Source organism: Rhodococcus sp. 5A-K4, from assembly GCF_046097995.1.
GTDB lineage: Bacteria > Actinomycetota > Actinomycetes > Mycobacteriales > Mycobacteriaceae > Rhodococcus_F > Rhodococcus_F erythropolis.
The window spans coordinates 415,400-438,778 of the sequence record NZ_JBJURM010000001.1; the positions used below are offsets into that span (position 1 = coordinate 415,400).

Below are 23,379 nucleotides of genomic sequence, written 5' to 3' on the forward strand. Positions count from 1 at the left end.
ACTGAAGAGGAGACTCATGACGGATCAGGACAAGCCATACGTACGGTACGAAGTGTCGGGCGGTGCTGCCACGATCACTCTCGACTCACCCCACAACCGCAACGCGATTTCGACGCGGTTGGTCACGGAATTACAGGCGGGGTTGACGTCGGCGGCCGCCGATCCGGCAGTTCGAGCGGTGGTGCTCACCCACACCGGTGGAACATTCTGTGCGGGAGCCGATCTCAGCGAGGCTTCCGGATCGTCCGCGTCACCGGAAGAGGCCGTCAAAGAACGAGGGCGGGGAATGCTGACGCTCTTGCGCAGCATTCTCGAGCTTCCCAAGCCGGTGATCGGGCGCATCGACGGTCACGTCCGAGCCGGGGGTATGGGTCTTGTCGGGGCGTGCGACATCGTCGTCGCCGGACCGGCGAGCACCTTCGCGGTGACGGAATCACGGTTGGGTTTGGCAGCGTCCATCATTTCGCTCACGGTCCTACCGAGGCTCGACCAGCGATCTGCGAGCCGATACCTGCTCACCGGAGAGAAGTTCGGCCAGCACGAGGCCGAATCCATCGGACTCGTCACCGCCGCGTCGCAGGACACGGGGGAGTCGATCACCGAACTGCTCGGCACCTTGCGCCAATGTTCACCGCAGGGACTTGCCGAATCGAAGTGGATCACGACGCGTTCGGTCCTGGCCGGATTCGACCGTGACGGCGAGGAGATGATCGCGCAGTCGGCCCGGCTGTTTTCCTCTGACGAGGCTCGTGAGGGCATGATGTCTTTCTTGCAGAAGCGTCCAGCAGCCTGGGCGCAGTAGAACTGCGCACTGGAACACAGCGGTAGAAAGGATGGCGGCGCGATGACTCGAGAACCCAAGCAGGACCGAAGTCGAGTCACGCGCTCCCACCTGCTCGAAGTGACTGTGGAGTGTCTCGCCGAACTCGGATGGAGCGCAACGACGATGAGCGTCGTCGCCCAGCGTGCCGGGGTGTCCCGCGGTGCGATGCAGCATCACTTCCCGACCCGCGAGGACCTCATCACCGCGGCGCTCGAGGTGATGTTCGACGCCAGGATGGATCAGGCACGAAAGGAATCGACCGACCTTCCGGTGGGTGCCGGACGAACCGAGGCGGTCATTTCGCGGTTGGTCGAGTACTACACCGGGACTCTGTTCAAAGCAGCACTGCAGGTGTGGACGGCCGCTGCCTCCGACCCCGACCTGCGGGCCCGCGTGTTGCCCCTCGAGGAACGGTTCGGGCGCATCGCGCACCGCATGGCCGTCGAGAGTCTGGGTGTCGACGACTCCGATCCGGTGACGCACCGTTTGGTACAGGCGACCCTGGACCTGGCCCGCGGGCTGGGGCTGGCAGACGTCTTGACCGACGACTCGCGTCGACGCACCGAGGTGGTCAAACAATGGGCGGCGCAATTGGATTCCACGCTGGTTCGGGTACCGGTCGCAACTCCCTGAATCGGTAGCGGCGTGGCGGCGACCGATGAGCGAGGTGCGCACGTGGCGTGTGTCGGGGGCCACCGAGAAGTACAGTCGGCTCCATGGCCGCACGCACCCTCACTTCGATCGGGACTTCGGTATTGGTCTCGGCTGCCGTGCTTTCGGCGGTGGTCGGCTGCAGCTCCGACGACGGGGCCGTCGATCAGCCGGGCGACGGCGCGGGTTCGCAGGCACTCGCACCCACCGATCCCGGTCCGATGTTCGCCGAATGCGGCTCGGTGACCGACGAAGAAGTTGTCAACGCCTTCAACCTCGGCACTTTTGCGACGACGACGCGCAACGGCGTCGGTTGCCAGTGGGAGGTCGCTGGTTCGAGCGGTCCGAGCGTCAGTTTCTCCTGGTACCGCGGTAGCCCGATCGGCCGCGAACGGGCAGGGTCCGACCTGCTCGGACGTCCTGCCGACGACATCACGATCGGCGGTCATCAAGGCTTCATCGCGTCCACGGCAGGTTCGTTGTGCGAGTTGGGTATCGCGTTCGGCGGAGACTTCGTGCACTGGTCGATCACCTACGGCTTGCTGCCACCGACCGCGGATCCATGCACGGTGGCGCGGGATCTGATGGAAAAAACAGTTTCGAGGGCACAGTGAAGTTCGAGGGCGCCGTGAAGCGCGTAAGGATCGGGCTCGCCCTGGCTGGGTCGCTGGTTCTACTCACGGGGTGCGGCTCCGTGGTCACCGGGACTCCCCGTGCGGAGGGCAGCTACGGCGGTAGTGACAGCCAGGAATTCGCGAACGTCCTCCAAGAATGCGAAGCCGTCACCGACGAGCAGATCGCCGGTGCCGTGGGTGCCGACGCCGTCGGGCGTGGGTTCTTCGGCGCCATCTGCCGTTGGGACGGCATCGGGGCCGCGGGTCCGATCAAGATCACCTTCAACTGGTTCGAGACGGGCACCCTCGATCACGAGCGCGCTGCTTTCGAACATCTGGGATACGTGGTGGCGAAAATCGACATCAACGGCAGTGGCGGTTACGAGGTTCGCCAGCTGGCCGATCCGCAGAGTTGCGGCGTGAGCGCGAGCGCACCGGCCGGGGGAGTGTTCGGTTGGTGGGTCACCGAGCCGCAGGGCGGCGCGGATCCGTGCGAGGCTGCGGCAAAGCTCGGCGCGTTGACGTTGAACCGCAGCATCTGATCGTGACCGGTCCGGCTGCGTGGTCTGAGTTTGCAGCCAGAGTGTCTGGTCAGAGCGTGAGGTCACTATCACCGTGGCCTCGCTTTGACCTCGTGGCGCGCCGACAGGTATCGTTATGGGTCGTGTCCGGCATGCCCGGGCCGATCTGTGTGCCTAGCTAGGTATTGCCGTGCGCGCGTTCGAGCAGAAACTGCTGATGAACGAGCATCCGGCTGCCTGTGTGGGGGTATGCGACACGCCCGACCTCGGGGGCAGTGCGCGGCATGAAAGTGCTGAGTACAGACTCTGAGGTGGGTGAGGAGCAGCAGCTCTCTTGCTCCAACTGCTAGATCCCTAATTTCAGAACAGCCACGTTTTCGAACGGCCCGAGTTCGCTCGAGCAGTCTGTTCGTCACAAGAAAGCCGGTAAATGCCAACCATCAACCAGCTGGTCCGCAAGGGTCGCCGCGACAAGACCGCCAAGGTCAAGACGGCAGCCCTCAAGGGCAGCCCGCAGCGTCGTGGCGTGTGCACTCGCGTGTACACCACCACCCCCAAGAAGCCGAACTCCGCGCTCCGTAAGGTCGCACGTGTTCGCCTCACGACTTCGGTCGAGGTCACCGCGTACATCCCCGGTGAAGGTCACAACCTTCAGGAGCACTCCATGGTGCTCGTCCGTGGCGGTCGTGTGAAGGACCTCCCGGGTGTCCGTTACAAGATCATCCGCGGCTCCCTGGACACCCAGGGTGTCAAGGGTCGCAAGCAGGCACGCAGCCGCTACGGCGCCAAGAAGGAGAAGAGCTAATGCCACGTAAGGGCCCCGCTCCGAAGCGCCCGCTCATCAACGACCCGGTTTACGGTTCCCCGTTGGTGACGCAGCTCGTCAACAAGATCCTGCTGGACGGCAAGAAGTCCACCGCAGAGCGAATCGTGTACCAGGCTCTCGAGCAGGCACGCGAGAAGACCGGCACCGATCCGGTCGTCACTCTCAAGCGCGCCCTGGACAACGTCAAGCCTGCACTCGAGGTTCGTAGCCGCCGCGTCGGTGGCGCTACCTACCAGGTGCCGGTCGAGGTTCGTCCCGGTCGTTCCACCACGCTGGCACTGCGCTGGCTGGTCACCTTCTCGCGTGCACGTCGTGAGAAGACCATGGTCGAGCGTCTCGCCAACGAGCTCCTCGATGCCAGCAATGGCCTCGGTGCAGCTGTGAAGCGTCGCGAAGACACTCACAAGATGGCCGAAGCCAACAAGGCATTCGCCCACTACCGCTGGTGATGTAAAGCGTCGGAGCAACTGCCATCGGGTGGGGCTCCGACGCTTGTCGCCGTTGGCGACCTGATCATCTCGCCGGTTTCCGGACGCAGGTGGCCAGGTTCGCCTCGGCAGAGACATAATTGAAAGACCATGGCCTTGACGGTGGAACACACCGGATACGGCCGACACCCGAAAACCAAGCAACGAGCGGGGAAGAAACCTGTGGCACAGGAAGTGCTGACTGACCTGAACAAGGTCCGCAACATCGGCATCATGGCGCACATCGATGCCGGCAAGACCACCACCACCGAGCGCATCCTGTTCTACACCGGTGTCAATTACAAGATCGGTGAGACGCACGACGGTGCGTCGACGACGGACTGGATGGAGCAGGAGAAGGAACGCGGCATCACGATCACGTCTGCCGCCGTGACTTGCTTCTGGAACAACAACCAGATCAACATCATCGACACCCCCGGCCACGTCGACTTCACGGTCGAGGTGGAGCGGTCGCTGCGCGTGCTCGACGGCGCAGTTGCTGTCTTCGACGGTAAGGAAGGTGTCGAGCCGCAGTCCGAGCAGGTTTGGCGTCAGGCTGCCAAGTACGACGTTCCGCGCATCTGCTTCGTCAACAAGATGGACAAGATGGGCGCGGACTTCTACTTCACAGTCCAGACCATCATCGACCGTCTCGGCGCGAAGCCGCTCGTTCTCCAGCTGCCCATCGGCGCTGAGGACGACTTCGACGGCGTCGTCGACCTGGTCGAGATGCGTGCCATCACCTGGCGCGGCGTAGTTCCGACCGGTGCACTGCCGACCATCGAAGAGATCCCCGCGGACCTCGTCGAGAAGGCTGCAGAGTACCGCGAGAAGCTGCTCGAAACCGTTGCCGAGTCCGACGAAGCTCTCATGGAGAAGTACTTCGGCGGCGAAGAGCTCACGGTCGAGGAAATCAAGGGCGCCATCCGCAAGATGACGGTCGCTTCCGAGCTGTACCCGGTCATCTGTGGCTCCGCGTTCAAGAACAAGGGCGTTCAGCCCATGCTCGACGCAGTCATCGATTACCTGCCGAACCCGCTGGACATCGGCGAGGTCGTCGGCCACAAGCTCGGTGACGAAGAAGTAGAGATCACTCGCAAGCCGAGCAAGGAAGAGCCGTTCTCGGCTCTCGCCTTCAAGATCGCTGCTCACCCGTTCTTCGGCAAGCTGACCTTCGTCCGCGTGTACTCGGGTCGTATCGATCCGGGCGCTCAGGTGCTCAACGCAACCAAGGGCAAGAAGGAGCGCATCGGAAAGCTCTTCCAGATGCACGCCAACAAGGAGAACCCGGTAGACGAGGCCGTAGCCGGCCACATCTACGCAATGATCGGCCTCAAGGACACCACCACCGGTGACACCTTGTGCGATCAGGCGAGCCCCATCGTCCTCGAGTCGATGTCGTTCCCCGCGCCGGTCATCCAGGTCTCCATCGAGCCCAAGACCAAGTCCGACCAGGAAAAGCTGGGCGTCGCGATCCAGAAGCTGGCCGAAGAGGATCCGACCTTCTCGGTCGAACTCGACGAAGAGACCGGTCAGACCGTCATCGGCGGTATGGGCGAGCTCCACCTCGACATCCTCGTCGACCGCATGCGTCGCGAGTTCAAGGTCGAGGCGAACGTCGGTAAGCCGCAGGTTGCGTACCGCGAGACCATCACCAAGAAGGTCGAGAAGCACGACTACACCCACAAGAAGCAGACGGGTGGCTCGGGCCAGTTCGCAAAGGTCATCATCGCTCTGGAGCCTTTCGTGGGCGAAGACGGTGCTACCTACGAGTTCGAGAACAAGGTCTCCGGCGGACGTATCCCGCGCGAGTACATTCCCTCCGTGGATGCCGGCGCGCAGGACGCGATGCAGTACGGTGTTCTCGCCGGCTACCCGCTCGTGAACCTGAAGCTGTCGCTGCTCGATGGTGCTTACCACGACGTCGACTCCTCGGAAATGGCGTTCAAGGTTGCCGGTTCGCAGGCACTGAAGGAAGCCGCCCGCAAGGCCGGCCCCGTCATTCTCGAGCCGCTCATGGCTGTCGAGGTCACAACGCCCGAGGAGTACATGGGCGACGTGATCGGCGACCTCAACTCCCGCCGTGGCCAGATCCAGGCCATGGAGGAACGCAGTGGTGCCCGTGTCGTGAAGGCGCTGGTTCCGCTCTCGGAGATGTTCGGTTACATCGGTGACCTGCGGTCGAAGACCCAGGGCCGTGCGAACTTCTCCATGGTGTTCGATTCCTACGCAGAGGTTCCCGCGAACGTCTCGAAGGAAATCATCGCCAAGGCGACGGGCGAGTAAGCACAGCGAGCTCCCCAGCCCGCGCCGGCAAGTGACCTCGGTTGCTTCCGGCACGAAGCACGACCAAGTAACAACCAACCGCACTGCTGCATACGGCAAGCAACAACAGTCCAGGAGGACACAAAGTGGCGAAGGCGAAGTTCGAGCGGACGAAGCCGCACGTGAACATCGGCACCATTGGTCACGTCGACCACGGCAAGACCACGACGACGGCGGCCATCACCAAGGTTCTCGCGGATGCATTCCCCGACCTGAACGAGGCTTCGGCCTTCGATCAGATCGACAAGGCTCCCGAGGAAAAGGCTCGTGGCATCACGATCAACATCTCGCATGTTGAGTACCAGACGGAAAAGCGCCACTACGCGCACGTCGATGCACCGGGTCACGCCGACTACATCAAGAACATGATCACCGGCGCAGCTCAGATGGACGGCGCTATCCTCGTCGTCGCAGCTACCGACGGCCCGATGCCCCAGACGCGCGAGCATGTCCTGCTCGCTCGCCAGGTTGGCGTTCCTTACATCCTCGTCGCCCTGAACAAGGCCGACATGGTTGACGATGACGAGATCCTCGAGCTCGTCGAGATGGAGGTCCGCGAACTGCTGGCCGCTCAGGAATTCGACGAGGAAGCCCCCGTCATTCCGATCTCGGCACTCAAGGCACTCGAGGGTGACCCGAAGTGGACGCAGTCCATCCTCGACCTGATGGCTGCAGTCGACGAGTCCATTCCGGACCCGGTCCGCGAGACGGACAAGCCCTTCCTCATGCCCGTCGAGGATGTCTTCACGATCACCGGCCGTGGCACGGTTGTCACCGGTCGTATCGAGCGTGGCTCGGTCAACGTGAACGAGGAGGTGGAGATCGTCGGCATCAAGGAGACCTCCACCAAGACCACCGTCACGGGTATCGAGATGTTCCGCAAGCTGCTCGACTCGGGCCAGGCCGGCGACAACGTCGGACTGCTCGTTCGTGGCATCAAGCGCGAAGATGTCGAGCGTGGACAGGTTGTCGTCAAGCCGGGCACCACGACTCCCCACACGGAGTTCGAGGGCCAGGCATACATCCTGTCGAAGGACGAGGGCGGCCGCCACACCCCGTTCTTCAACAACTACCGCCCGCAGTTCTACTTCCGTACCACGGACGTTACGGGCGTCGTGACGCTGCCTGAGGGCACCGAGATGGTCATGCCCGGTGACAACACCGAGATGTCCGTCAAGCTCATCCAGCCTGTCGCCATGGACGAGGGCCTGCGCTTCGCAATTCGCGAAGGCGGCCGTACGGTCGGCGCCGGCAAGGTTGCCAAGATCATCAAGTGAGACTCTTGTCTCGCTAGCTGATTCACAGCACTAGGAAAGGCGCTCATTCCCTTCGGGGAGTGAGCGCCTTTTCTGTGTCTATGGCCAGGTGGTCTGCGATCGGTTGTTCGGGGTGCTTCTACTTGGAGGCTTCTACCCGGTCGAGATGCAACAGAACCTGTACCGCGACAGGTGAGCCGTCGAGGCTTCGCCTGGTTGCACGGGCGATGTGTTCGGCCGAAGTGGTGAAGCCGACGACATCGATCGCCGGGTCTGCGGTGACGACAATCGACAGCGTTGGCAGTCCGCGATCGATCGTCGCTTTGCTTCTGGTGCTGCGCACGCCGCTCAGCTGGGCGAGTTCTGCCGCTACGCCGTCGGCGACCGGTCCCAGATCCACACTGACGTCGGTACCGGACTCGTTGTGCCGCAATGTGACTGCGCTCGTTCGGCGTCGACGAAGGTTCAGGTACAACAGCCCGAAACCGGCGAAGACGCAGAGGATGAAGGTGCCCGACAGCACCCAGTGCCACCAAGGCTCCTCCGGAAGACCGAAGAGGACCTCACGATCGAGTCGTGACACCCAGGTCCTGATCAGTGAGGCACCCGCGTCCCACGCGATGGCGTATGCGCCCGCCGCGAGGAGTGCGATTCCGACGATGAGGACGATGGTCCGATCGACCGCGGAGATCCAGCGGTTCACGAGGCGTCCTTTCGTCGTACTGGCGTTTCTCTCACGACTACCGAAAGCTGCAGTGGCTGCTGGAGTATCGCGAGATGAGGCCGAACTGCCGCGTCGACGGCCGCGGCCAGTTCGGTTCGATCGCCGCCGGTGGATTCGATGTGGACCTTGATGTGTTTGCGGTCGACGCTGGTGTGGGCCGAGTCGACGCCGGGAACGACCGCTGCGTGGCTACTGCACAGACGTGCAATGTCCGTCGGCCGCATCCATACCGTCGACGCGCTCGGGTTACCCAACGGCACATGGGTTTTCGCCCGGCGTTTGAGGGCGGACATGATCAGGACAACACCCGCGACAACGGCAGCGATCGCCACCGGAAGCAGCCACGGTTGCCAGTGCAGACGCGACGTCCACTCCACGGAGTTCCGGATCCAGGGCGCCGAATCGAAGGTTCCGCGATTGATGAACCATTCGCGCGAGACCACGAAAGCGAGTGCGAGTAGACCGCACGCGATGACGACGGCTGACACCGCGGCGGCGGGGTTCGCGGAGGGAACTCGGGGTGGAATCGGATCCGAGAGTGCCTCCTGTGCGGGGCCTTCCGCGATTTCGACGCCGGAAACACAGGATTCGTCAGAACCCTCGGTTGCCGCGATCATGACGTTCATGTCGTGGAGGGGCAGGCCGGTCAGCGACTCGACGCTGCGTCCGACTTCTGCCCGCACGCGACCGGTCAGTTCGGTGACCGAACATGGCCAGGACACAGCGAGGAACAGATTGATGGCCACGGCGTCGCTGCCCATCGAGATGTCGGCTCGCGGAAGGTCGCGCCCGGTCAGGCGGGTCAAGCCACCGGACTGGCGGACCACCCCCGGGACGTTCACCGCTGCGGCAGTGGCTATCTTGGCCATCGCCCGGTCCTTGATGACCAGTGAACCTCGTAGGCCGGGATCGTCTGCCGCGTTCGGAGTGGTCGGCTCAGCCACGGCCACGGCTTCGGAGGATCGCGCCGAGATCGAGATGTCCGTCGCGGTGTGCTCCGATCGCCATACCGGCGGCGCCGAGCAGGACGGCGAAGACGAATCCGCTGAATCCGCCCATGATTCCGGCGAGCGCGAGGAGCAGACCGACCAGCAGTCCGACGGTAGTGCTGTTCATGTCAGTTCCCTTCTCGAATGTTCGGTGCGATCTCGGTGACGGTGGAAAGCTCGGTGACGGCATCTTCGGAATTTTCGGGTGGATATCCCGCTGTCGACAAGTCTCCGACGGTCACGTTCACCGGTACGTCGACCAACCGTGCCACCACCGCTCGGACGCGTTCGGCGACGCCGCGAACATCGGCCGGATAGTGAACGGAAATGTGTACCGCACAAGAGGTTTCGTCGACGACGACGCCGGTGACTCGGCGTCCGGGGAGGTAGGTTCCCACCTCACCGAATTGCCCGCCGTGCAGATCTGCCACTTCCGGAATCGCAAGAACTGCGTCGGCGACGACCTCGGCCGCGTCGATCTCGCGGCCGGCGTCGGCGGTACTCACTGAACCCTCGGCTTGGCTTCCGGATCGGTACTGCCGCCGCTCTCTGCATCCTCGAAGAGCATGACGTCGAAGACGGTGATGTTGACCTCGGTGACCTCGAGACCCGTCATGCTTTCGACTGCGGCAATGACGTTTCGGCGGATACCTACCGCCAATTCGTGGAGTGCGACGCCGTATTCGGCGACAATGCCGATGTCGATGGCGGCTTGTTTCTCGCCCACTTCCACCGCCACGCCCTGGGCGTGGTTGACGCGGGCGCCCGGAATGCGGTCGCGAAGTGCCCCCACCGCGCGCGCGGTGCCCCCACCGACGTCGTACACGCCGTTGATCTCGCGGGTCGCGATACCGGCGATCTTGGCGACCACGGCGTCGGCGATGATCGTCTTGCCCTGGGTGCTGACTAGTTCCGCGCCACCGTCGGCGCCGAATCGGACGCTGTTCTTTTCACTGGAATCGCTGGTCATGGGGGCTCCCTGCTCATGTGTCAGTGCGTGCGTCTGAAGTACCTCCAACTGTAGTGACTGGTAGGTGGCCATGCGGGATGCACCACACCTACTCCGGCATTTGGTATGGCAGAGTCGGGGGCAAATAGTGACGGCGTTCATAGTGAGCGCTGCTAGTGACGTGGGTCGGACAGGGTGGTACGTGGTGGCACGGATAGTGATCGTGGGTGCGGGGTTGTCGGGGCTGCGGACCGTCGAGGAACTGCGACGAGCAGGCTTCGAGGGTGAATTGACGCTCGCCGGTGGGGAAACACATCTGCCCTACGACCGGCCGCCGCTGTCGAAGGAAGTGATCCGCGGCGACAAGGACGAGACGACGCTGCGTCCGGCAGAGTTCTACGTCGAGAACAAGGTGGATCTCAAGCTCGGTTCGCCCGCGACCTCGGTGGACACTGCCGCAAAGTCGGTGGCGTTCGCGGACGGATCCACCCTCGACTACGACGAGTTGGTCATCGCGACCGGACTGACTCCGCGTCGCATTGCCGGCCTTCCGGAGCTGTCCGGAGTGCACGTTCTGCGCTCCATCGAGGAGGCGCTGGCCCTTCGCGCCGAGCTGGCTCCCGGCAAGCGTGCGCTGATCGTCGGGGCCGGCTTCATCGGCTGCGAACTGGCCGCCAGCATGAAGTCTCAGGGCGTCGACGTCGTGTTGCTCGAACCCCAGCCGACACCGCTGGCGTCGGTGCTCGGCCCCACCGTTGGCGCCCTCGTCGAACGTCTGCATCGGAACGAGGGCGTCGATGTCCGCGTCGGCACCGGCTTGACCTCGTTGTCCGGCGACGGAGCGGTTGCCACTGCGACCTTGAGCGACGGTTCGGAGATCCCGGTCGACGTGGTGGCGATCGGAGTCGGTTCGGTGCCGGTCACGGGATGGCTCGACGGTTCGGGAATCGAACTCGACAACGGAGTGCTCTGCGACGGCGTCGGCCGCACCAGTACCGAACACGTCTGGGCCGTCGGCGACGTCGCGTCCTGGCAGATCGGTGATCGACGCAAGCGCGTCGAACACTGGACCAATGCGGGCGACCAGGCCAAGATCCTGGCGGGAGCGCTCACCGGAACGGGTGATCCCGATGCGCCGGCGCAGGTTCCCTACTTCTGGAGCGATCAGTACGACGTCAAGATCCAGGCGTTGGGGACCGTCGCACCCACGGACACCGTTCACATCGTCAAGGACGACGGCCGAAAGTTCGTCGCCTACTACGAGCGCGACGGTGTGCTGGCAGCTGTCGTCGGCGGAGGCAGCGCGGGAGCGGTGATGAAGATGCGCGCCAAGATCGCAGCCGGCACGCCCATCTCTGACGTGTTGGAGTCCACACCGGCCTGAACGGATGAGGCAGGACCGGTTCCGAGGCGATAGATTTGTGCGGTGATCGTTGCACTCATCGACTCGGGACTGGGCCTGCTCCCTACCTCTGCGTGGCTCAGACGCCTGCGCCCGGATCTCGATCTGGTGCTCTCCCTGGATCCGGACGGCGCCCCCTGGGGCCCCAAGCCTGAGCCGTGGGTCGTCGACCGGGTACTCGGTGCGGTGCGGCGGAGCCTCGATCGTGGGGCTCAGGTCATCGTTCTTCCATGCAATACCGCCAGCGTCACCGCGCTGCCACACGTGCGAGAACTGGTCGGGCCGGAAGTACCGGTCATCGGAACGGTGCCCGCGATCAAACCCGCCGCTGCCGCGTGCGATTCAGTGGCGATCTGGGCTACAGCCGCGACGACGGCCAGCCGGTACCAAGCCGATCTGATCGAGCAGTTCGGCAACGGCGCCAAGGTCGTCGGAGTGCCGTGCCACGGCCTGGCCGATTCGATAGATCTCGGTGATCGCGCAGCCGCACTTGCTGCCATCGATTCCGCGGTTGCCCGGACGCCGGACGACGTCAGCGGCGTTGTCCTCGGGTGCACCCACTACCCACTGCTCGCCGACGAGATCGCAGCACGGTTACCCGCCGGCGTCACACTCTTCGACAGCGCCGAAGCCGTTGCACGACAGACTCTGCGGCGGATCGACGGGCTCGGTGCCGTGGGCGAAGGATCGGGAACCGTCGAGGTGTTCGTGAGCGGTCGTCCGGGCGCACTACCGCCCAGCGCCGAAGCCTTCGACGCCGGGCGGTTGTTGGGCGCGATCAAAGCCTGATCAAGCCGCTCTGTCAATGGGCGGCTACGCCGCCGTGACCCCCGTGATGCATCCGCGCACTCATCACCGGCATCGCACTCACCGCGACCACAACGGTCAGAACCCCGACAACCCAGGCCGTCCACGACGCACCGCGCAGAGCGTCGAAGTTCATCACCCAGGGTGAAATGAACATCAAGACGCCGAAAACACCCATCGCGTAATCCGCCATGGTCATGTCCGGACGTGCCATGTGCGCCAGACCCGACAGTGCAACCAGGACACCCAGGACGACGAGTGACCACATTGCCCGATCGGTGGTGTCGAGCCACATCGGCGAGAGAGCCGCAAAGACGCCGAGAACCACCGCGACGGCATCTTGCATTCGATTCCACGACTTCATGACGAGACCTCCAAAGATGAGAGTGTGTCCACCTGTAGTACACGCCCGCGGAAGATCGAGATCAACTCTCCGCCAATTGCATTCGCGTTGCAGTTAGAGGCGATGTGGGGGCTCGAATATCAAGATTTGTGACCATTCGTCCGGATGGCCACGAGCCCGCGCGGCGCGCTTGCCGCGATATGTCCCGAGAGTGCCATGAGGGTGAGAGTGGTGAATGCGATAGCGGCGGTGATCATGGGTGGTCCTTTCACTGACTGTCCTCGAGTGTCGTCTGCCGACCTGTGGCCGAGCAGGGCACACGGTGTGAGGACGCTGAGAGAATCGAAGAGTCCGCACAGACGACCCGTGAGAAGGTTCTGGGGTGACGCAATCGAGTGCCCCGGACGTGATCGAGCAGTTGGCCGACCTCGCGGATCCCGCAGATGCCGTCCACTTGCAGCGGTTCTTCAAGACAGCGCCGGGGGAGTACGGCGAGGGTGACGTATTCATCGGCGTGCGAGTACCGAAGACGCGATCGGTAGTGAAGAAGCACGTCGGACTCGCGTTGCCTCAGATACGTCTCCTTCTCGACAGTGACGTTCACGAGCACCGATTGGCCGGGCTGCTGATCCTGGTCGCTCAATTCGAAAAAGTCAGTCGCCCAAAATTTTTCGACGGCGAGGGCCGCGCTCGCATCGCAGGCTTCTATCTGACCGCTGTCGAGGACGGGCGGGTCAACAATTGGGATCTGGTGGATTCGTCCGCCGGACAGATCCTCGGCGGCTGGCTGTACGACCGAGATCGCCGGCTGATCTTCGAGCTTTCCGATTCGGGTGACCTGTGGCGACGACGGGTGGCGCTGCTGACGACGTACGGATTCATCACTCGCGGCGACGCGTCGACCACGCTCGAGCTTGCCGCGCAGGTGCTGGGTGATCGACGAGACCTGACCCAGAAAGCGATGGGCTGGATGCTCCGCGAGGTGGGCAAGCGGGTGGATCGGGATTTGTTGACCGGCTTCCTTACTGAGAATGCAGCAGACATGGGACGCACGGCGCTGAGCTACGCGTGCGAACACCTGACCGCAGACGAGCGAGCGCACTTCCGGGCGGCCCGCTAGCGAAGTACCGCTCGGTAGGTTGTGGGACGATTCTCGGTATGCCCGCCACCCGTGTCGAGGCGTCTCGAATTGTGACGATCGGTTCACTGATCGCTGCCGGCGTCGCAGCTCTGTGTTATCTCGTGTACTCCGTTCGGGCCGTCGAACCCGTTGATTTTCTCGTCTACCGCTACGCTGCCCAGGCATTTGCCGCAGGCTCGAACATCTACGAGAGCAACCTTGTCGGCCCGTTGATCGTCGACGAGGGCATGCCGTTCACCTACACCCCGTTCGCGGTGATCTTCCTCTGGCCGACTGTTCTCTTCGACTGGTGGACGGCCTATCTGCTGTGGTCGGCGTTGTGCATCGCGGCGGTGGTGTGGACAGTCGCCAAGTTCACTCCCGCTCGCGTCCCCAAGCGGCCGCTCGTCATGGCGGCATTGGTCCTGGCCGTGTCGGTGACACCCATCGTCAGCGCGCACATCTCCTTCGGCCAGGTGAACCTGGTGCTGATGGTGCTCGTACTGCTCGACGTGACCCGCAGAGGCGATTCGAGATTCGGCCGGTGGTTTCCACGAGGACTTTTGATCGGCGTCGCAGCCGCGATCAAGCTGACGCCGGCGCTGTTCATCGTCTACTTCGTCGTCACGAAGCAGTGGCGACTCGCGATCTGGAGTTCGATCGGATTTGCCGCGGCGACCGCCGTCGCAGCAATGGTGGACCCGGCCGTCAGCTGGACCTTCTGGTCGGACGTCGTCTGGAACCTCAGTGACCGGGTGGACTTGAGCGGGCAGGCGATCGCGAGTGCCGGTAACAGTTCACTGCAGGGCGGACTTGCGGCACTGGGCACATGGACGGAGTCTCTGGCGATGCCGTTGACCGTGCTGTGCGCGGCGGTAGCGCTCTGGGTCGCCCGAGATGTACATCGCGTCGGTCGTGGGGTCGATGCGGCGTTGGTGATCGGTTTGAGTGCGCCGATTCTTTCGCCGATCAGCTGGATTCATCACTGGGTGTATCTCGTGCCTGCTGCCGTCACGGTTCTCTTTCGGCTTCGATCGCCGCTGCAGTTCGGTGCGGCCGCTGTGGGGTTGGCCGTCGTCTATTGCGGGCCGAGCATGGGGCAGCAGTTCATCGAGACGTCGCCGCTCCTGCTGCCGCTGGGGTTGGTCCTTCGTGAGGGCTTCCTGATCGTGACCCTGGTGCTGATTCTTGCGTTGTGGCGGTTGCCCACAACGGCGCCGGAGTGGGTTACGGGGCGGGACTCGGAAGATGGCGCGGAGGATGGCTCCGAAGATGACAAAGCCCCCGATTCCGCAGGGAATCAGGGGCCGTCATGCATCGAAGCAGGGTTCAGAACTCGATCTTCAGGCGATCGGTGATCGGCTTCGCCTGGCAACCGAGGATGTAGCCGTTCGCCACGTCCTCGGCGTCGAGGATCTCGGAGTTGTCCATCTGAACTTCGCCTTCGGTGACGGTGCAGGCACACGACCCGCACTCACCTTCCTGGCAGGAGTACGGAACGTCGAGACCCTTGGCGAGCATGATGTCGACGAGCGTCTGCTTGCGCGGCCAGACGAGGGTGTGGGTTTCACCGTCCAGTTCGACCTCGACGGTTGCGGCGTCGGCAGCTTCCTCGTCGGAGACCTCGGCTACCTCGACGTCACGGAACGGGTCGCCGGCGAGTGAATTGAAGACCTCGGCGTGAACCTGCGTGCGGGGCATGCCCGCTTCTGCCAGTGCCTTGTGGACGGCGTCCATGAAGGGGCCTGGACCGCACATGAAGGCCTCGTACGCGACAAATGGCTTGGCGAGCGTCGCCAGTTGCGAGACAGCGGGGAGTCCCTGCACGGTTTCGATCCAGTGGACCACGGTGAGGCGGCCGGGGTGTTGCGCTGCCAGCTCGCGCAGTTCGGCGCCGAAGATGACGGACTTCTCGTCGCGATTCGCGTAGATCAGCACGACGTTGCCGCTGCCCTGCGTGAGGGCGGACTTGAGAATCGAGATCACCGGAGTGATTCCGCTGCCTGCACCGAAGAGCAGGAAGTCGTGATCGAGCGACTTGGGCGTGAAGACACCTGACGGCGGCAGCACTTCGATGGTGTCGCCGACCTGGAGCTTGTCGCACAGCCAGTTGGAGCCGTAGCCGTCGACAGTTCGCTTGACGGTCACCTTGGGGGCGTCGTCGGTGAAGGGTGAACTGGCCAGGGAGTAGCAGCGTGCGACCGAGCCGGTCTGATCACTCGGGATGCGCAGGGTCAGGAATTGACCTGGCTTGTAGTCGAACTTGTCCTTCAGTTCTGCGGGAATTTCGAACACCAGCGACCGGGCGTCGGAAGTCTCTTCGATGACTCCGGACACGGTGAGTACCGCCGATCGCGAGCTGTGCGGTACCTCGACTGTCGTCATCGCGAAGCTAGTCCTCTCGTGAAGCTGGGTAAAGCGCAGGTCAGTGAAGTGCAACATCTAGAACGTGTTCTAGTTCAATGTTAGCAGTGATGAAAAGCTACTGGGGATCGTAGTCGCCGAGCAACACGTTCCCGATCAGCGGGAACCACGGCAGTCTGATCCGGCCTTCCTGGCGGTCCGGGGTGGCGACGACCTGCCCGAACGGGCGGTTCGCGGGCGGCGTCCGGGCGGTTGAGCTGCCGAAGTCTGTGCACGGGGTGTTTGTCGGTACACAGTGGGAACCAGGTGAGACGCCGGTCACAAAGAATCGGCTCGAATCCCTCCCGCAGTCACATTCGTGCACATCCATGAGGAGATACCGATGGCTATCGAGCTCAACCAGATCTGGGACTTTCCGATCAAGGAGTTCCACCCCTTCCCGCGCGCCCTGATGGGTGTGGGCGCTCACGACATCATCGGTGTGGAGGCCAAGAATCTCGGCTTCAAGCGCACCCTTCTGATGACGACCGGTCTGCGCGGTTCGGGCATCATCGAGGAACTCGTCGGCAAGATCGAGTACCAGGGTGTCGAGGTCGTGCTCTACGACAAGGTCGAGTCGAATCCCAAGGACTACAACGTCATGGAGGCCGCGGCTCTCTATCAGAAGGAGAAGTGCGACTCGATCATCTCGATCGGCGGTGGTTCGAGCCACGACGCCGCCAAGGGTGCTCGCGTCGTGATCGCACACGACGGTCGCAACATCAACGAGTTCGAGGGCTTCGCCAAGTCCACCAACAAGGAGAACCCGCCGCACATCGCCGTATCCACCACGGCTGGAACGGGATCCGAGACGTCGTGGGCATACGTCATCACTGACACCTCGGACATGAACAACCCGCACAAGTGGGTGGGCTTCGACGAGGCGACCATCGTCACGTTGGCGATCGACGATCCGCTGCTCTACTACACCTGCCCTCAGCATTTCACCGCGTATTGCGGCTTCGACGTACTCGCGCACGGCAGTGAGCCTTTCGTGTCTCGTCTCGATTTCGCGCCTTCGCTCGGTAACGCGATCTACTCGGTCGAGTTGGTCGCGAAGAACCTGCGCGAGGCCGTCTTCGAGCCGCGCAACCTCAAGGCCCGCGAGGGAATGATGAACGCGCAGTACATTGCCGGACAGGCCTTCAACTCCGGTGGCCTCGGCATCGTTCACTCGATCTCGCACGCGGTCAGTGCATTTTTCGACAGCCACCACGGTTTGAACAACGCCATCGCGTTGCCGCGTGTGTGGGAGTACAACCTGCCTTCGCGCTACGAGCGCTACGCCCAGTTGGCCGGCGCACTCGGTGTCGACACTCGCAACCTCACCACGGTTCAGGCCGCGGACGCTGCCGTCGAGGCTGCCATCCGTCTGGCCAAGGACGTCGGTATCCCCGACAACTTCGGTCAGGTTCGCACAGACTCGTACGCGAAGAACCAGATGAACACCAAGAAGTACGAGGGTCGTGGTGATGTCATCAAGGGTGACGAGAAGACTGTGCGCGCCATCTCCGAGCACATTCAGGACGACTGGTGCACCCCGGGTAACCCTCGTGAGGTCACTGTGGAGTCGATGATCCCGGTTGTCGATCACGCGATCAACAAGTCGTACTTCTAGCAGGGCCTTCGGCCCCGTGCGCGCTTAAGGAGTCCAGAGACTCCTCGAGCGCGCACAGGGGCTGTGCCCCTATCGAAAGGTATTCCATGTCCGGTCGCAGTTTCTCCAGCGGAATCGAAGTGAAAGATGCTCTGCGAGAGCAGGACTACATTGCCGATGACGAGTTCGCGGTAGTCGTTCATCTGGCGACGGCGCTGGGGCGTCCGCTCCTGCTCGAAGGGCCGGCCGGTGTCGGCAAGACGGAACTGGCGAAGTCTCTGGCTGCGATCGGGGGCCGCAAACTGGTGCGATTGCAGTGCCACGAAGGGCTCGACGACAATCGGGCCCTGTACGAATGGGACTACGCGAAGCAACTCCTGCACGTGCAGATGCTTCGCGACCGGATCAGTGATCAGGTTTCCGAATTCGACAGCGTCGCCGAAGCGTCCAAGTTTCTGGCCGATCAGGATTTCGGGTTGTACTCCGAGAACTTCCTGTCCGTGCGGCCGCTGCTCGAAGCTATCCTCTCACCCGATCCGGTAGTGCTTCTGGTCGACGAGGTGGACCGCACCGAGGAATCGATGGAAGCACTGCTCCTCGAGATTCTCGCCGAACAGCAGATCACCATTCCCGAGGTCGGTACGTTCGTTGCCCGCTCGCAGCCCTGGGTCATCCTGACGTCCAACGACACCCGCGAGCTCTCACCCGCGCTCAAGCGTCGTTGTCTGCATTACCATCTCGGCTATCCGACGTCGGAGCGTGAACGCGAGATCGTCACCGCCCGAGCGCCGGAGGTGGATGAGGCTACGGCCACCGAGGTTGTCGAATTGGCTCGCATCTTGCGTGATCTCCCGCTGCGCAAGAGCCCGTCCATCTCGGAGGTCATCGACGCGGCCAGAGCGGCAACAGTGCTCGCCGCCAGCGGATTCGACACCGCTTCCGACGCCAAGGTGCGCGACATCCTGCTCACGGCGTTGCTCAAGTACTCGTCGGATGTGACGCTGGCCAAGGAACGATTCGACGGAAAGCTTCTCGAATCGCCGTCGCGTGACGGTGGTGAGCCGATCGAGCGATCCACGGTGGCAAGCAAACCCGCCAACACGACGACGGCCGTGTTCCGGGGGACCGGTGGACGTGACCCCCATCAACAGGGAATCCGCGGCGGCAGCGGAATCCGTTCGACGCGATGACGACGCTCGGTGGCCTCGCCGTGTGGCAACCGTCGTTTGTTCTCGACGTGGTGTCCGCGAGTTTCGGCCGATTGCTGAGGGCAGCCGGGGTTTCCACGTCACCGGCCGAGGTCATCGAGGTTCGGCGTGTACTCGCGATGGTCGGAGCTTCGGATCGTGAGACGTTGCGCGCATGTCTTCGGGCAGTGTGCGCCAAGTATTCTCACGAACAGGCCGGTTTCGATCGGGCGTTCGACGCGCTGTTCCGGCCTGCCGCAGGCAAAGCGCACGCCGAGCGGGTGGCTTCGCGCGCCGAGGTGGCGGACGGTCTGCCCACCGCGCTGGGGATCGACGAGGATCAAGAAGTAGGCCGGTATGCCGAGTACAACGAGCGCGCGGCCGAGGTCGGCGACTACTTCGACACTCCGGAAGCGGAGAAGGGGTTCAACCCGCACAAGGACGACGACGATGTGTCGATGACGTCCAGCGATGCGGAACTGTCGGTGGATACCGGTTCGGAGACCGGTCGACGCGGAGTCAGTTACACGGTCGACGTGGACCGTGCCGCATCGGCAGTGGTCGGTGACTTGAGCACCAGTGTTGCTGCAGCAGTCGTCGGTTCGTTGTCCTGGGACGATCCGACGTCGATCCTCGCCTGGCTGGATGCATACGACCCGAGCAAAGCGTATGCGGACGTCTCCGACGACGGGCCGCTGACGCAGGCGCAACTGAACCGGCTCGTCGAGGCGGTCGAAGCGTTCGTGCAAGCACTCTCGGCCGCTGCACTCGCCGAAAGCGCTCCCGATGCGCCCGACAGCGAATCTGCTGCGGGCGCAACGCACAACGACATCGAACTCGCGTGCCACGAGGTGCTTCGGCGGATGAGAGGACCGTCCAGACCACGGCCCCGGGAGCGCTCTCGTGGGCATCTCGACATGCGACGCACGGTGCGTTCGAGTCTGCGCACCGACGGAATTCCCTTCCACCTGGTCGTGAAAGCTCCTCGCCCCGATCGTGTTCGACTACTTCTCATCGCAGACGTGTCGCTGTCCGTGCGCCCGATCACCGCGTTCACTCTGCGGTTGGCTCAGGCAATGCATCGCCGGGCAGATCGTTGTGAAGTCCTCGCATTCGTCGATCGTCCGGTCGACGTGACCGACACCCTTCTCGCCAGTAGCGGTGACGGCGCACTGGCTGCGGTACTTGCGCACCCGGGTCTGGATCTGGAAGCCAGCAGCGATTACGGTCGAGTGCTCACAGAATTGTTGGACGAGCACGGAAACAGCTTGAACTCACGGACGTCCGTCATCATCGTGGGCGACGGTCGGTGCAACGGGTTGCCCCCACAGGTGGACAAGCTCGAGGAACTCCGCCGAAAGGTTCACCGTCTGGCCTGGATCACGCCTGAACCTCAGCGTTACTGGAACCAGGCATCGTGCGCGATGCCGGAGTATTCGGAGATCTGCGACGAGGTTGTTGTTGCCCGAGATGCCGCGCAACTGATGGCAAAGGCCGCTGAACTGGGGCACGCACTTCGCTGATGTCACTGCACTTCACCGATGTCACTGCGCGATCCGTCGTGAACTAGTTTGATCTCATGTCCGAAATCAGGGGATCGATCTGGCGACCGATCGCGGCGCTGACAGTGCTCGGCGCCGTGTGTGGGCTGGTGGCGCTCGGCGTGTTTCAGTGGTGGTGGAACTCGTTGGCATCACCTCACATTCTCACCGGCGGATCCTATCGGGAGCCGTTTGCCGAGCCGACATACACCGGACCCATATTCATGGACCTCTTTCCGGCAGAACCTGCCCCGTGGCTGTATTCGGGACTGGTCCTCGGACCGACGGCGGTCGGCTTGCTTGCCGGGATCGTGTTCGTGGTGTTCGTCCGGCGTAATCGCGCGCAGGACCGCGCGATTACGCCGGACGATCGATCAGAGCGCTAGCAACGCGCGCGAGCTCAGTCGAGGATCCGCCAACGGGCGTAGCGCCAACCGCAGCAAGACCAAGGCGTTGTCGTCGCCGGCGATCCTGTTGACTTTCAACGTATTGCACTCGACGCACTGGTGAACGAGCATCCACTCACCGTCCTGCCGGACCGACAGGCACAGCGCCGCCATGGCACCTCTGCACTGTTGTGCCCGGTCACCCGGAACACGACCATCGACGTGGCGGCTGGCCAGACAGTTCGGGCAATGGTTCCGATGTGCGGTACCCGGGGCCGTAGTGGAAATGTCCAAACGGCATGTGAGACAACGGAAGCTTGATCCTTGTTCGCCGCCGATTCCGTGCAATACGTGCTTGGTCCGTTGCGGTGCCCGCCGCGCGCGGGTGCTGGGATTCCTACGTGGCATCTGCTTTCTCACCCCTCACAAGTCGCCGAAGGCTTCGAGCGGGAAGGGTGGTTGTGCGAGCGGCCGCACCGCCATCCTCATCAACAACAACTGGTTGTCGTCACGGCTGACGGGGTTGGAGGTGAGTTCGAGGCACTGTGCGCAGCGGTGGATGATCATCCAATCGCCGCTTCGCAGCACCGCGATCGAAATGGGGGCCATCCGCATTCCGCAGTCCGACGGTCCACCTTCCACCTGGTCGAAAAGGTGTCGGGAATGCAGGCAACTGGGGCAGTGGTTTCGGCGATCACCATCGGGGCCGTACGTCATGACGGTGAGTCCGCACTGAATGCACGAGAAGGTGTCGGTTTTCGAGATGGAATTGTGTGATTGAGGCACTGGAGAACTCCTAGCTGAGTGAATAAAGCAGGTAGGAGCAGGCCGAGTGGCCTCGCGGCTGTCAGTCCGTCGTTTCGGGGATCAGCAAGTGACCCTCGAGGTTGCCGGCAGTGCAGGGGCGAGAGGCGCGCTCGGCGCGGGCTGGGTTATAAACACCTTCTGGATCGGTACTACGGGCCGCTCTGGCCAGAACCGAAAGTACAACGGGACCTGATTGCCGCGCCATCTATTTCCGGCGACGACTACCTGCCCGAACGGGTAGGTAAGTGCCTCTCCTTCGGTGGGTGTGCCCCGACTGCTGTCCGCGTAGGCTCGGGGCCAGCACTTGTAAGGTGGATCACACCAGTTGGTGCTCGGGCGAGCGAGCTGGGAATTCGCGAAGCGGTGATCTCGGTGCCGCGCGAGAGGAGAGTGGGGTCGTGTCCGTGGCATATCCGGATGCTGTGAACCACGGTGTTCATCGCCGCGGCACTGCTGCTCGACTGGTCAAATTTCACGCCCCCGAGATCGTCTTCGGTATCGGTTCCCTGGTCGAGGCAGCACACGCGACTCTGCGGTTCGGCGGGTTCCGCCCGTTTCTGGTCACCGATCCCGGCTTGATCGACGCGGGGTGGGTCAGCGAACTCGAGGACCATCTCACGGAGCAGGGCTTGACCGCGACAGTGTGGTCAGGGCTGACGCCCAACCCCAAGGACTTCGAGATCGCGGCCGGTTTCGAGGTGTACCAGGAAGGCGAGTGCGACGTCATCATCGCGCTCGGTGGCGGTTCCGTCATCGACGCGGCTAAAGGTGTAGCCGTCCTCGCTGCCAACGGCGGCAACATACTCGACTACGAGGGTGTCGATCAGGCGACAAAACCGATCCCGCCGTTGGTGATGGTTCCCACTACGTCCGGAACGGGCGCTGACGTGTCGCAGTTCTGCATCGTCACGGACACGACCCGCGGCACCAAGATCACCATCATCGGCCGTGCCCTGGTGCCAGATGTGACGGTCATCGATCCGCGGTTGCTCACGACGATGCCCGAGTGGCTCAATGCAGCAACGGGATTGGATGCACTGACGCACGGAATCGAAGCCTTCGTCTCACTGGCGCACAATCCGTTGACCGATCATCACGCGCTCCGCGCGGTCGGCCTCGTAACGGAGAATCTGGTGCACACGATCCAGGACCCGATGGAGATGGAAGCTCGATCGGTGATGGCGCAGGCGAGTCTCGAGGCCGGGTTGGCGTTCACCAACGCGATACTCGGAGCCGCGCACGCCATGAGCCATCAGGTGGGCGGCATGCTTGATCTGCCACATGGCGTCATCAACGGAATTCTGTTGCCCCACGTCATCCGATTCAATTCCACGACGGATGCTGCCCCCTTTGTTGCCATCGCTGCGGCACTGAGCCTTCCTGAACAGCACGGCACCCCGGAGGAAGCAGCGCTGGCGGTGGCCGACCGGGTCGAACGTCTCGCCCGGGAGGTTGGGGTCCCGAAGGGGCTGGGGGAGTTGGGTGTTCGCGAGGAAGACCTCAGTCGACTTGCCAGCTTCGCGTTACTCGACGCCTGCATGTCCACCAATCCCAGGGAAGCGACGCAGGAGCAGATGGTGGCGTTGTTCAGAGGTGCGTTGTGAAGAGGGCCAGTGTGATGCGGTGCAGGGTGATGTGGTG

26 protein-coding genes are annotated in these 23,379 nt (G+C 63.1%); 17 read left to right on the forward strand and 9 right to left on the reverse strand.

The window, feature by feature from the left end; all coding sequences use genetic code 11:
* Positions 1 to 16: 16 nt before the first annotated feature.
* From ACKAMS_RS01995 to tuf, 8 genes are all read left to right on the forward strand, one after another.
* Positions 17 to 802, forward strand: a complete 786-nt coding sequence (locus tag ACKAMS_RS01995) for an enoyl-CoA hydratase family protein (protein ID WP_020906835.1) — start codon at positions 17 to 19, stop codon at positions 800 to 802.
* Positions 803 to 844: 42 nt separating this feature from the next.
* A complete protein-coding gene (locus tag ACKAMS_RS02000) occupies positions 845 to 1,456 on the forward strand; it encodes a TetR/AcrR family transcriptional regulator (protein ID WP_047889739.1) in 612 nt (203 codons plus the stop codon).
* 83 nt (positions 1,457 to 1,539) lie between these two features.
* Positions 1,540 to 2,088, forward strand: a complete 549-nt coding sequence (locus ACKAMS_RS02005; RefSeq protein ID WP_021334054.1) for a DUF3558 domain-containing protein — start codon at positions 1,540 to 1,542, stop codon at positions 2,086 to 2,088.
* The gene (locus ACKAMS_RS02010; protein ID WP_408988531.1) at positions 2,085 to 2,630 is read left to right on the forward strand and encodes a DUF3558 domain-containing protein; all 546 of its coding nucleotides are present in this window, start codon (positions 2,085 to 2,087) and stop codon (positions 2,628 to 2,630) included. The genes ACKAMS_RS02005 and ACKAMS_RS02010 overlap by 4 nt, the downstream gene beginning before the upstream one ends.
* 409 nt (positions 2,631 to 3,039) lie before the next feature.
* On the forward strand, positions 3,040 to 3,414 hold the full coding sequence (gene rpsL / locus ACKAMS_RS02015; protein WP_003941908.1) for a 30S ribosomal protein S12: 375 nt from the start codon (positions 3,040 to 3,042) through the stop codon (positions 3,412 to 3,414).
* The gene (gene rpsG, locus ACKAMS_RS02020) at positions 3,414 to 3,884 is read left to right on the forward strand and encodes a 30S ribosomal protein S7 (RefSeq protein WP_003941856.1); all 471 of its coding nucleotides are present in this window, start codon (positions 3,414 to 3,416) and stop codon (positions 3,882 to 3,884) included. Before rpsL ends, rpsG begins: the two co-directional genes overlap by 1 nt.
* Positions 3,885 to 4,085: 201 nt before the next feature.
* On the forward strand, positions 4,086 to 6,188 hold the full coding sequence (gene fusA, locus ACKAMS_RS02025; RefSeq protein ID WP_003942073.1) for an elongation factor G: 2,103 nt from the start codon (positions 4,086 to 4,088) through the stop codon (positions 6,186 to 6,188).
* Positions 6,189 to 6,313: 125 nt separating this feature from the next.
* A complete protein-coding gene (gene tuf, locus ACKAMS_RS02030; RefSeq protein ID WP_019744283.1) occupies positions 6,314 to 7,504 on the forward strand; it encodes an elongation factor Tu in 1,191 nt (396 codons plus the stop codon).
* A 118-nt stretch (positions 7,505 to 7,622) separates the two neighbouring features.
* Here tuf and ACKAMS_RS02035 read toward each other — a convergent pair whose 3' ends face one another.
* Genes ACKAMS_RS02035 through ACKAMS_RS02055 form a run of 5 tightly spaced genes read right to left on the reverse strand, consistent with a single transcriptional unit; the run spans position 7,623 to position 10,166 of the window.
* Positions 7,623 to 8,186, reverse strand: coding sequence for a hypothetical protein (locus tag ACKAMS_RS02035; RefSeq protein ID WP_019744282.1), 564 nt, complete (start codon positions 8,184 to 8,186; stop codon positions 7,623 to 7,625).
* Entirely contained in the window at positions 8,183 to 9,157 is a 975-nt protein-coding gene (locus ACKAMS_RS02040) for a DUF6286 domain-containing Asp23/Gls24 family envelope stress response protein (RefSeq protein ID WP_019744281.1), read from the reverse strand. Before ACKAMS_RS02040 ends, ACKAMS_RS02035 begins: the two co-directional genes overlap by 4 nt.
* Entirely contained in the window at positions 9,144 to 9,323 is a 180-nt protein-coding gene (locus ACKAMS_RS02045) for a hypothetical protein (RefSeq protein ID WP_003942043.1), read from the reverse strand. Before ACKAMS_RS02045 ends, ACKAMS_RS02040 begins: the two co-directional genes overlap by 14 nt.
* A gap of 1 nt (position 9,324) precedes the next feature.
* Positions 9,325 to 9,702: a hypothetical protein gene (locus tag ACKAMS_RS02050; protein ID WP_019744280.1), complete on the reverse strand. Its 378-nt coding sequence runs from the start codon at positions 9,700 to 9,702 to the stop codon at positions 9,325 to 9,327.
* Complete coding sequence (locus ACKAMS_RS02055) at positions 9,699 to 10,166, reverse strand: Asp23/Gls24 family envelope stress response protein (RefSeq protein WP_003941912.1); 468 nt, start codon at positions 10,164 to 10,166, stop codon at positions 9,699 to 9,701. The genes ACKAMS_RS02050 and ACKAMS_RS02055 overlap by 4 nt, the downstream gene beginning before the upstream one ends.
* Before the next feature lie 184 nt (positions 10,167 to 10,350).
* On the opposite strand from ACKAMS_RS02055, the gene ACKAMS_RS02060 reads away from it, so the two are divergent.
* Together ACKAMS_RS02060 and ACKAMS_RS02065 are read left to right on the forward strand one after the other, a co-directional pair.
* Positions 10,351 to 11,529, forward strand: coding sequence for an NAD(P)/FAD-dependent oxidoreductase (locus ACKAMS_RS02060; protein ID WP_245206761.1), 1,179 nt, complete (start codon positions 10,351 to 10,353; stop codon positions 11,527 to 11,529).
* 42 nt (positions 11,530 to 11,571) lie between these two features.
* Positions 11,572 to 12,336: a glutamate racemase gene (locus tag ACKAMS_RS02065; RefSeq protein WP_029254872.1), complete on the forward strand. Its 765-nt coding sequence runs from the start codon at positions 11,572 to 11,574 to the stop codon at positions 12,334 to 12,336.
* Positions 12,337 to 12,349: 13 nt separating this feature from the next.
* On the opposite strand, the gene ACKAMS_RS02070 is transcribed toward ACKAMS_RS02065, so the two are convergent.
* A complete protein-coding gene (locus ACKAMS_RS02070; protein WP_029254873.1) occupies positions 12,350 to 12,718 on the reverse strand; it encodes an SPW repeat protein in 369 nt (122 codons plus the stop codon).
* A gap of 361 nt (positions 12,719 to 13,079) precedes the next feature.
* Here ACKAMS_RS02070 and ACKAMS_RS02075 point away from each other — a divergent pair, with 361 nt between their 5' ends.
* Entirely contained in the window at positions 13,080 to 13,817 is a 738-nt protein-coding gene (locus ACKAMS_RS02075) for a DNA alkylation repair protein (RefSeq protein WP_020906842.1), read from the forward strand.
* 38 nt (positions 13,818 to 13,855) lie between these two features.
* The gene (locus ACKAMS_RS02080; RefSeq protein WP_378668074.1) at positions 13,856 to 15,175 is read left to right on the forward strand and encodes a glycosyltransferase 87 family protein; all 1,320 of its coding nucleotides are present in this window, start codon (positions 13,856 to 13,858) and stop codon (positions 15,173 to 15,175) included.
* Here ACKAMS_RS02080 and ACKAMS_RS02085 read toward each other — a convergent pair.
* Positions 15,147 to 16,202: a ferredoxin--NADP reductase gene (locus ACKAMS_RS02085; protein WP_020906844.1), complete on the reverse strand. Its 1,056-nt coding sequence runs from the start codon at positions 16,200 to 16,202 to the stop codon at positions 15,147 to 15,149. The genes ACKAMS_RS02080 and ACKAMS_RS02085 overlap by 29 nt on opposite strands.
* Before the next feature lie 361 nt (positions 16,203 to 16,563).
* Here ACKAMS_RS02085 and mdo point away from each other — a divergent pair, with 361 nt between their 5' ends.
* The 4 genes from mdo (at position 16,564) to ACKAMS_RS02105 (ending at position 20,931) form a co-directional block, all read left to right on the forward strand.
* Positions 16,564 to 17,838, forward strand: a complete 1,275-nt coding sequence (gene mdo / locus ACKAMS_RS02090) for an NDMA-dependent methanol dehydrogenase (protein WP_003942095.1) — start codon at positions 16,564 to 16,566, stop codon at positions 17,836 to 17,838.
* 86 nt (positions 17,839 to 17,924) lie between these two features.
* Complete coding sequence (locus tag ACKAMS_RS02095) at positions 17,925 to 19,007, forward strand: MadB family AAA-type ATPase (protein ID WP_070796639.1); 1,083 nt, start codon at positions 17,925 to 17,927, stop codon at positions 19,005 to 19,007.
* Complete coding sequence (gene madC / locus ACKAMS_RS02100) at positions 19,004 to 20,527, forward strand: MadC family VWA domain-containing protein (RefSeq protein WP_408988532.1); 1,524 nt, start codon at positions 19,004 to 19,006, stop codon at positions 20,525 to 20,527. Before ACKAMS_RS02095 ends, madC begins: the two co-directional genes overlap by 4 nt.
* A 56-nt stretch (positions 20,528 to 20,583) precedes the next feature.
* Positions 20,584 to 20,931, forward strand: a complete 348-nt coding sequence (locus ACKAMS_RS02105) for a hypothetical protein (protein ID WP_020968992.1) — start codon at positions 20,584 to 20,586, stop codon at positions 20,929 to 20,931.
* Here ACKAMS_RS02105 and ACKAMS_RS02110 read toward each other — a convergent pair.
* A complete protein-coding gene (locus ACKAMS_RS02110; RefSeq protein ID WP_031333082.1) occupies positions 20,920 to 21,339 on the reverse strand; it encodes an RNHCP domain-containing protein in 420 nt (139 codons plus the stop codon). The genes ACKAMS_RS02105 and ACKAMS_RS02110 overlap by 12 nt on opposite strands.
* Positions 21,340 to 21,354: 15 nt before the next feature.
* On the reverse strand, positions 21,355 to 21,717 hold the full coding sequence (locus ACKAMS_RS02115; RefSeq protein WP_003941922.1) for an RNHCP domain-containing protein: 363 nt from the start codon (positions 21,715 to 21,717) through the stop codon (positions 21,355 to 21,357).
* Positions 21,718 to 22,136: 419 nt separating this feature from the next.
* Here ACKAMS_RS02115 and ACKAMS_RS02120 point away from each other — a divergent pair, with 419 nt between their 5' ends.
* Positions 22,137 to 23,342 carry an iron-containing alcohol dehydrogenase gene (locus ACKAMS_RS02120; protein ID WP_078377468.1) on the forward strand — a complete coding sequence of 402 codons (1,206 nt, stop codon included), beginning with the start codon at positions 22,137 to 22,139 and terminating at the stop codon, positions 23,340 to 23,342.
* Positions 23,343 to 23,379: the final 37 nt, after the last annotated feature.

Bases quoted from the DNA above. Each gene is read 5' to 3' on its own strand.
- ACKAMS_RS02080 (WP_378668074.1), top strand. From the start codon at position 13,856: ATGCCCGCCACCCGTGTCGAGGCGTCTCGAATTGTGACGATCGGTTCA.
- rpsG (WP_003941856.1), top strand. From the start codon at position 3,414: ATGCCACGTAAGGGCCCCGCTCCGAAGCGCCCGCTCATCAACGACCCG.
- ACKAMS_RS02055 (WP_003941912.1), bottom strand. From the start codon at position 10,166: ATGACCAGCGATTCCAGTGAAAAGAACAGCGTCCGATTCGGCGCCGAC.
- rpsL (WP_003941908.1), top strand. From the start codon at position 3,040: ATGCCAACCATCAACCAGCTGGTCCGCAAGGGTCGCCGCGACAAGACC.
- ACKAMS_RS02045 (WP_003942043.1), bottom strand. From the start codon at position 9,323: ATGAACAGCACTACCGTCGGACTGCTGGTCGGTCTGCTCCTCGCGCTC.
- ACKAMS_RS02105 (WP_020968992.1), top strand. From the start codon at position 20,584: ATGTCCGAAATCAGGGGATCGATCTGGCGACCGATCGCGGCGCTGACA.
- ACKAMS_RS02085 (WP_020906844.1), bottom strand. From the start codon at position 16,202: ATGACGACAGTCGAGGTACCGCACAGCTCGCGATCGGCGGTACTCACC.
- ACKAMS_RS02000 (WP_047889739.1), top strand. From the start codon at position 845: ATGACTCGAGAACCCAAGCAGGACCGAAGTCGAGTCACGCGCTCCCAC.
- ACKAMS_RS02070 (WP_029254873.1), bottom strand. From the start codon at position 12,718: ATGAAGTCGTGGAATCGAATGCAAGATGCCGTCGCGGTGGTTCTCGGC.
- ACKAMS_RS02005 (WP_021334054.1), top strand. From the start codon at position 1,540: ATGGCCGCACGCACCCTCACTTCGATCGGGACTTCGGTATTGGTCTCG.
- ACKAMS_RS01995 (WP_020906835.1), top strand. From the start codon at position 17: ATGACGGATCAGGACAAGCCATACGTACGGTACGAAGTGTCGGGCGGT.
- mdo (WP_003942095.1), top strand. From the start codon at position 16,564: ATGGCTATCGAGCTCAACCAGATCTGGGACTTTCCGATCAAGGAGTTC.
- ACKAMS_RS02110 (WP_031333082.1), bottom strand. From the start codon at position 21,339: ATGCCACGTAGGAATCCCAGCACCCGCGCGCGGCGGGCACCGCAACGG.
- madC (WP_408988532.1), top strand. From the start codon at position 19,004: ATGACGACGCTCGGTGGCCTCGCCGTGTGGCAACCGTCGTTTGTTCTC.
- ACKAMS_RS02095 (WP_070796639.1), top strand. From the start codon at position 17,925: ATGTCCGGTCGCAGTTTCTCCAGCGGAATCGAAGTGAAAGATGCTCTG.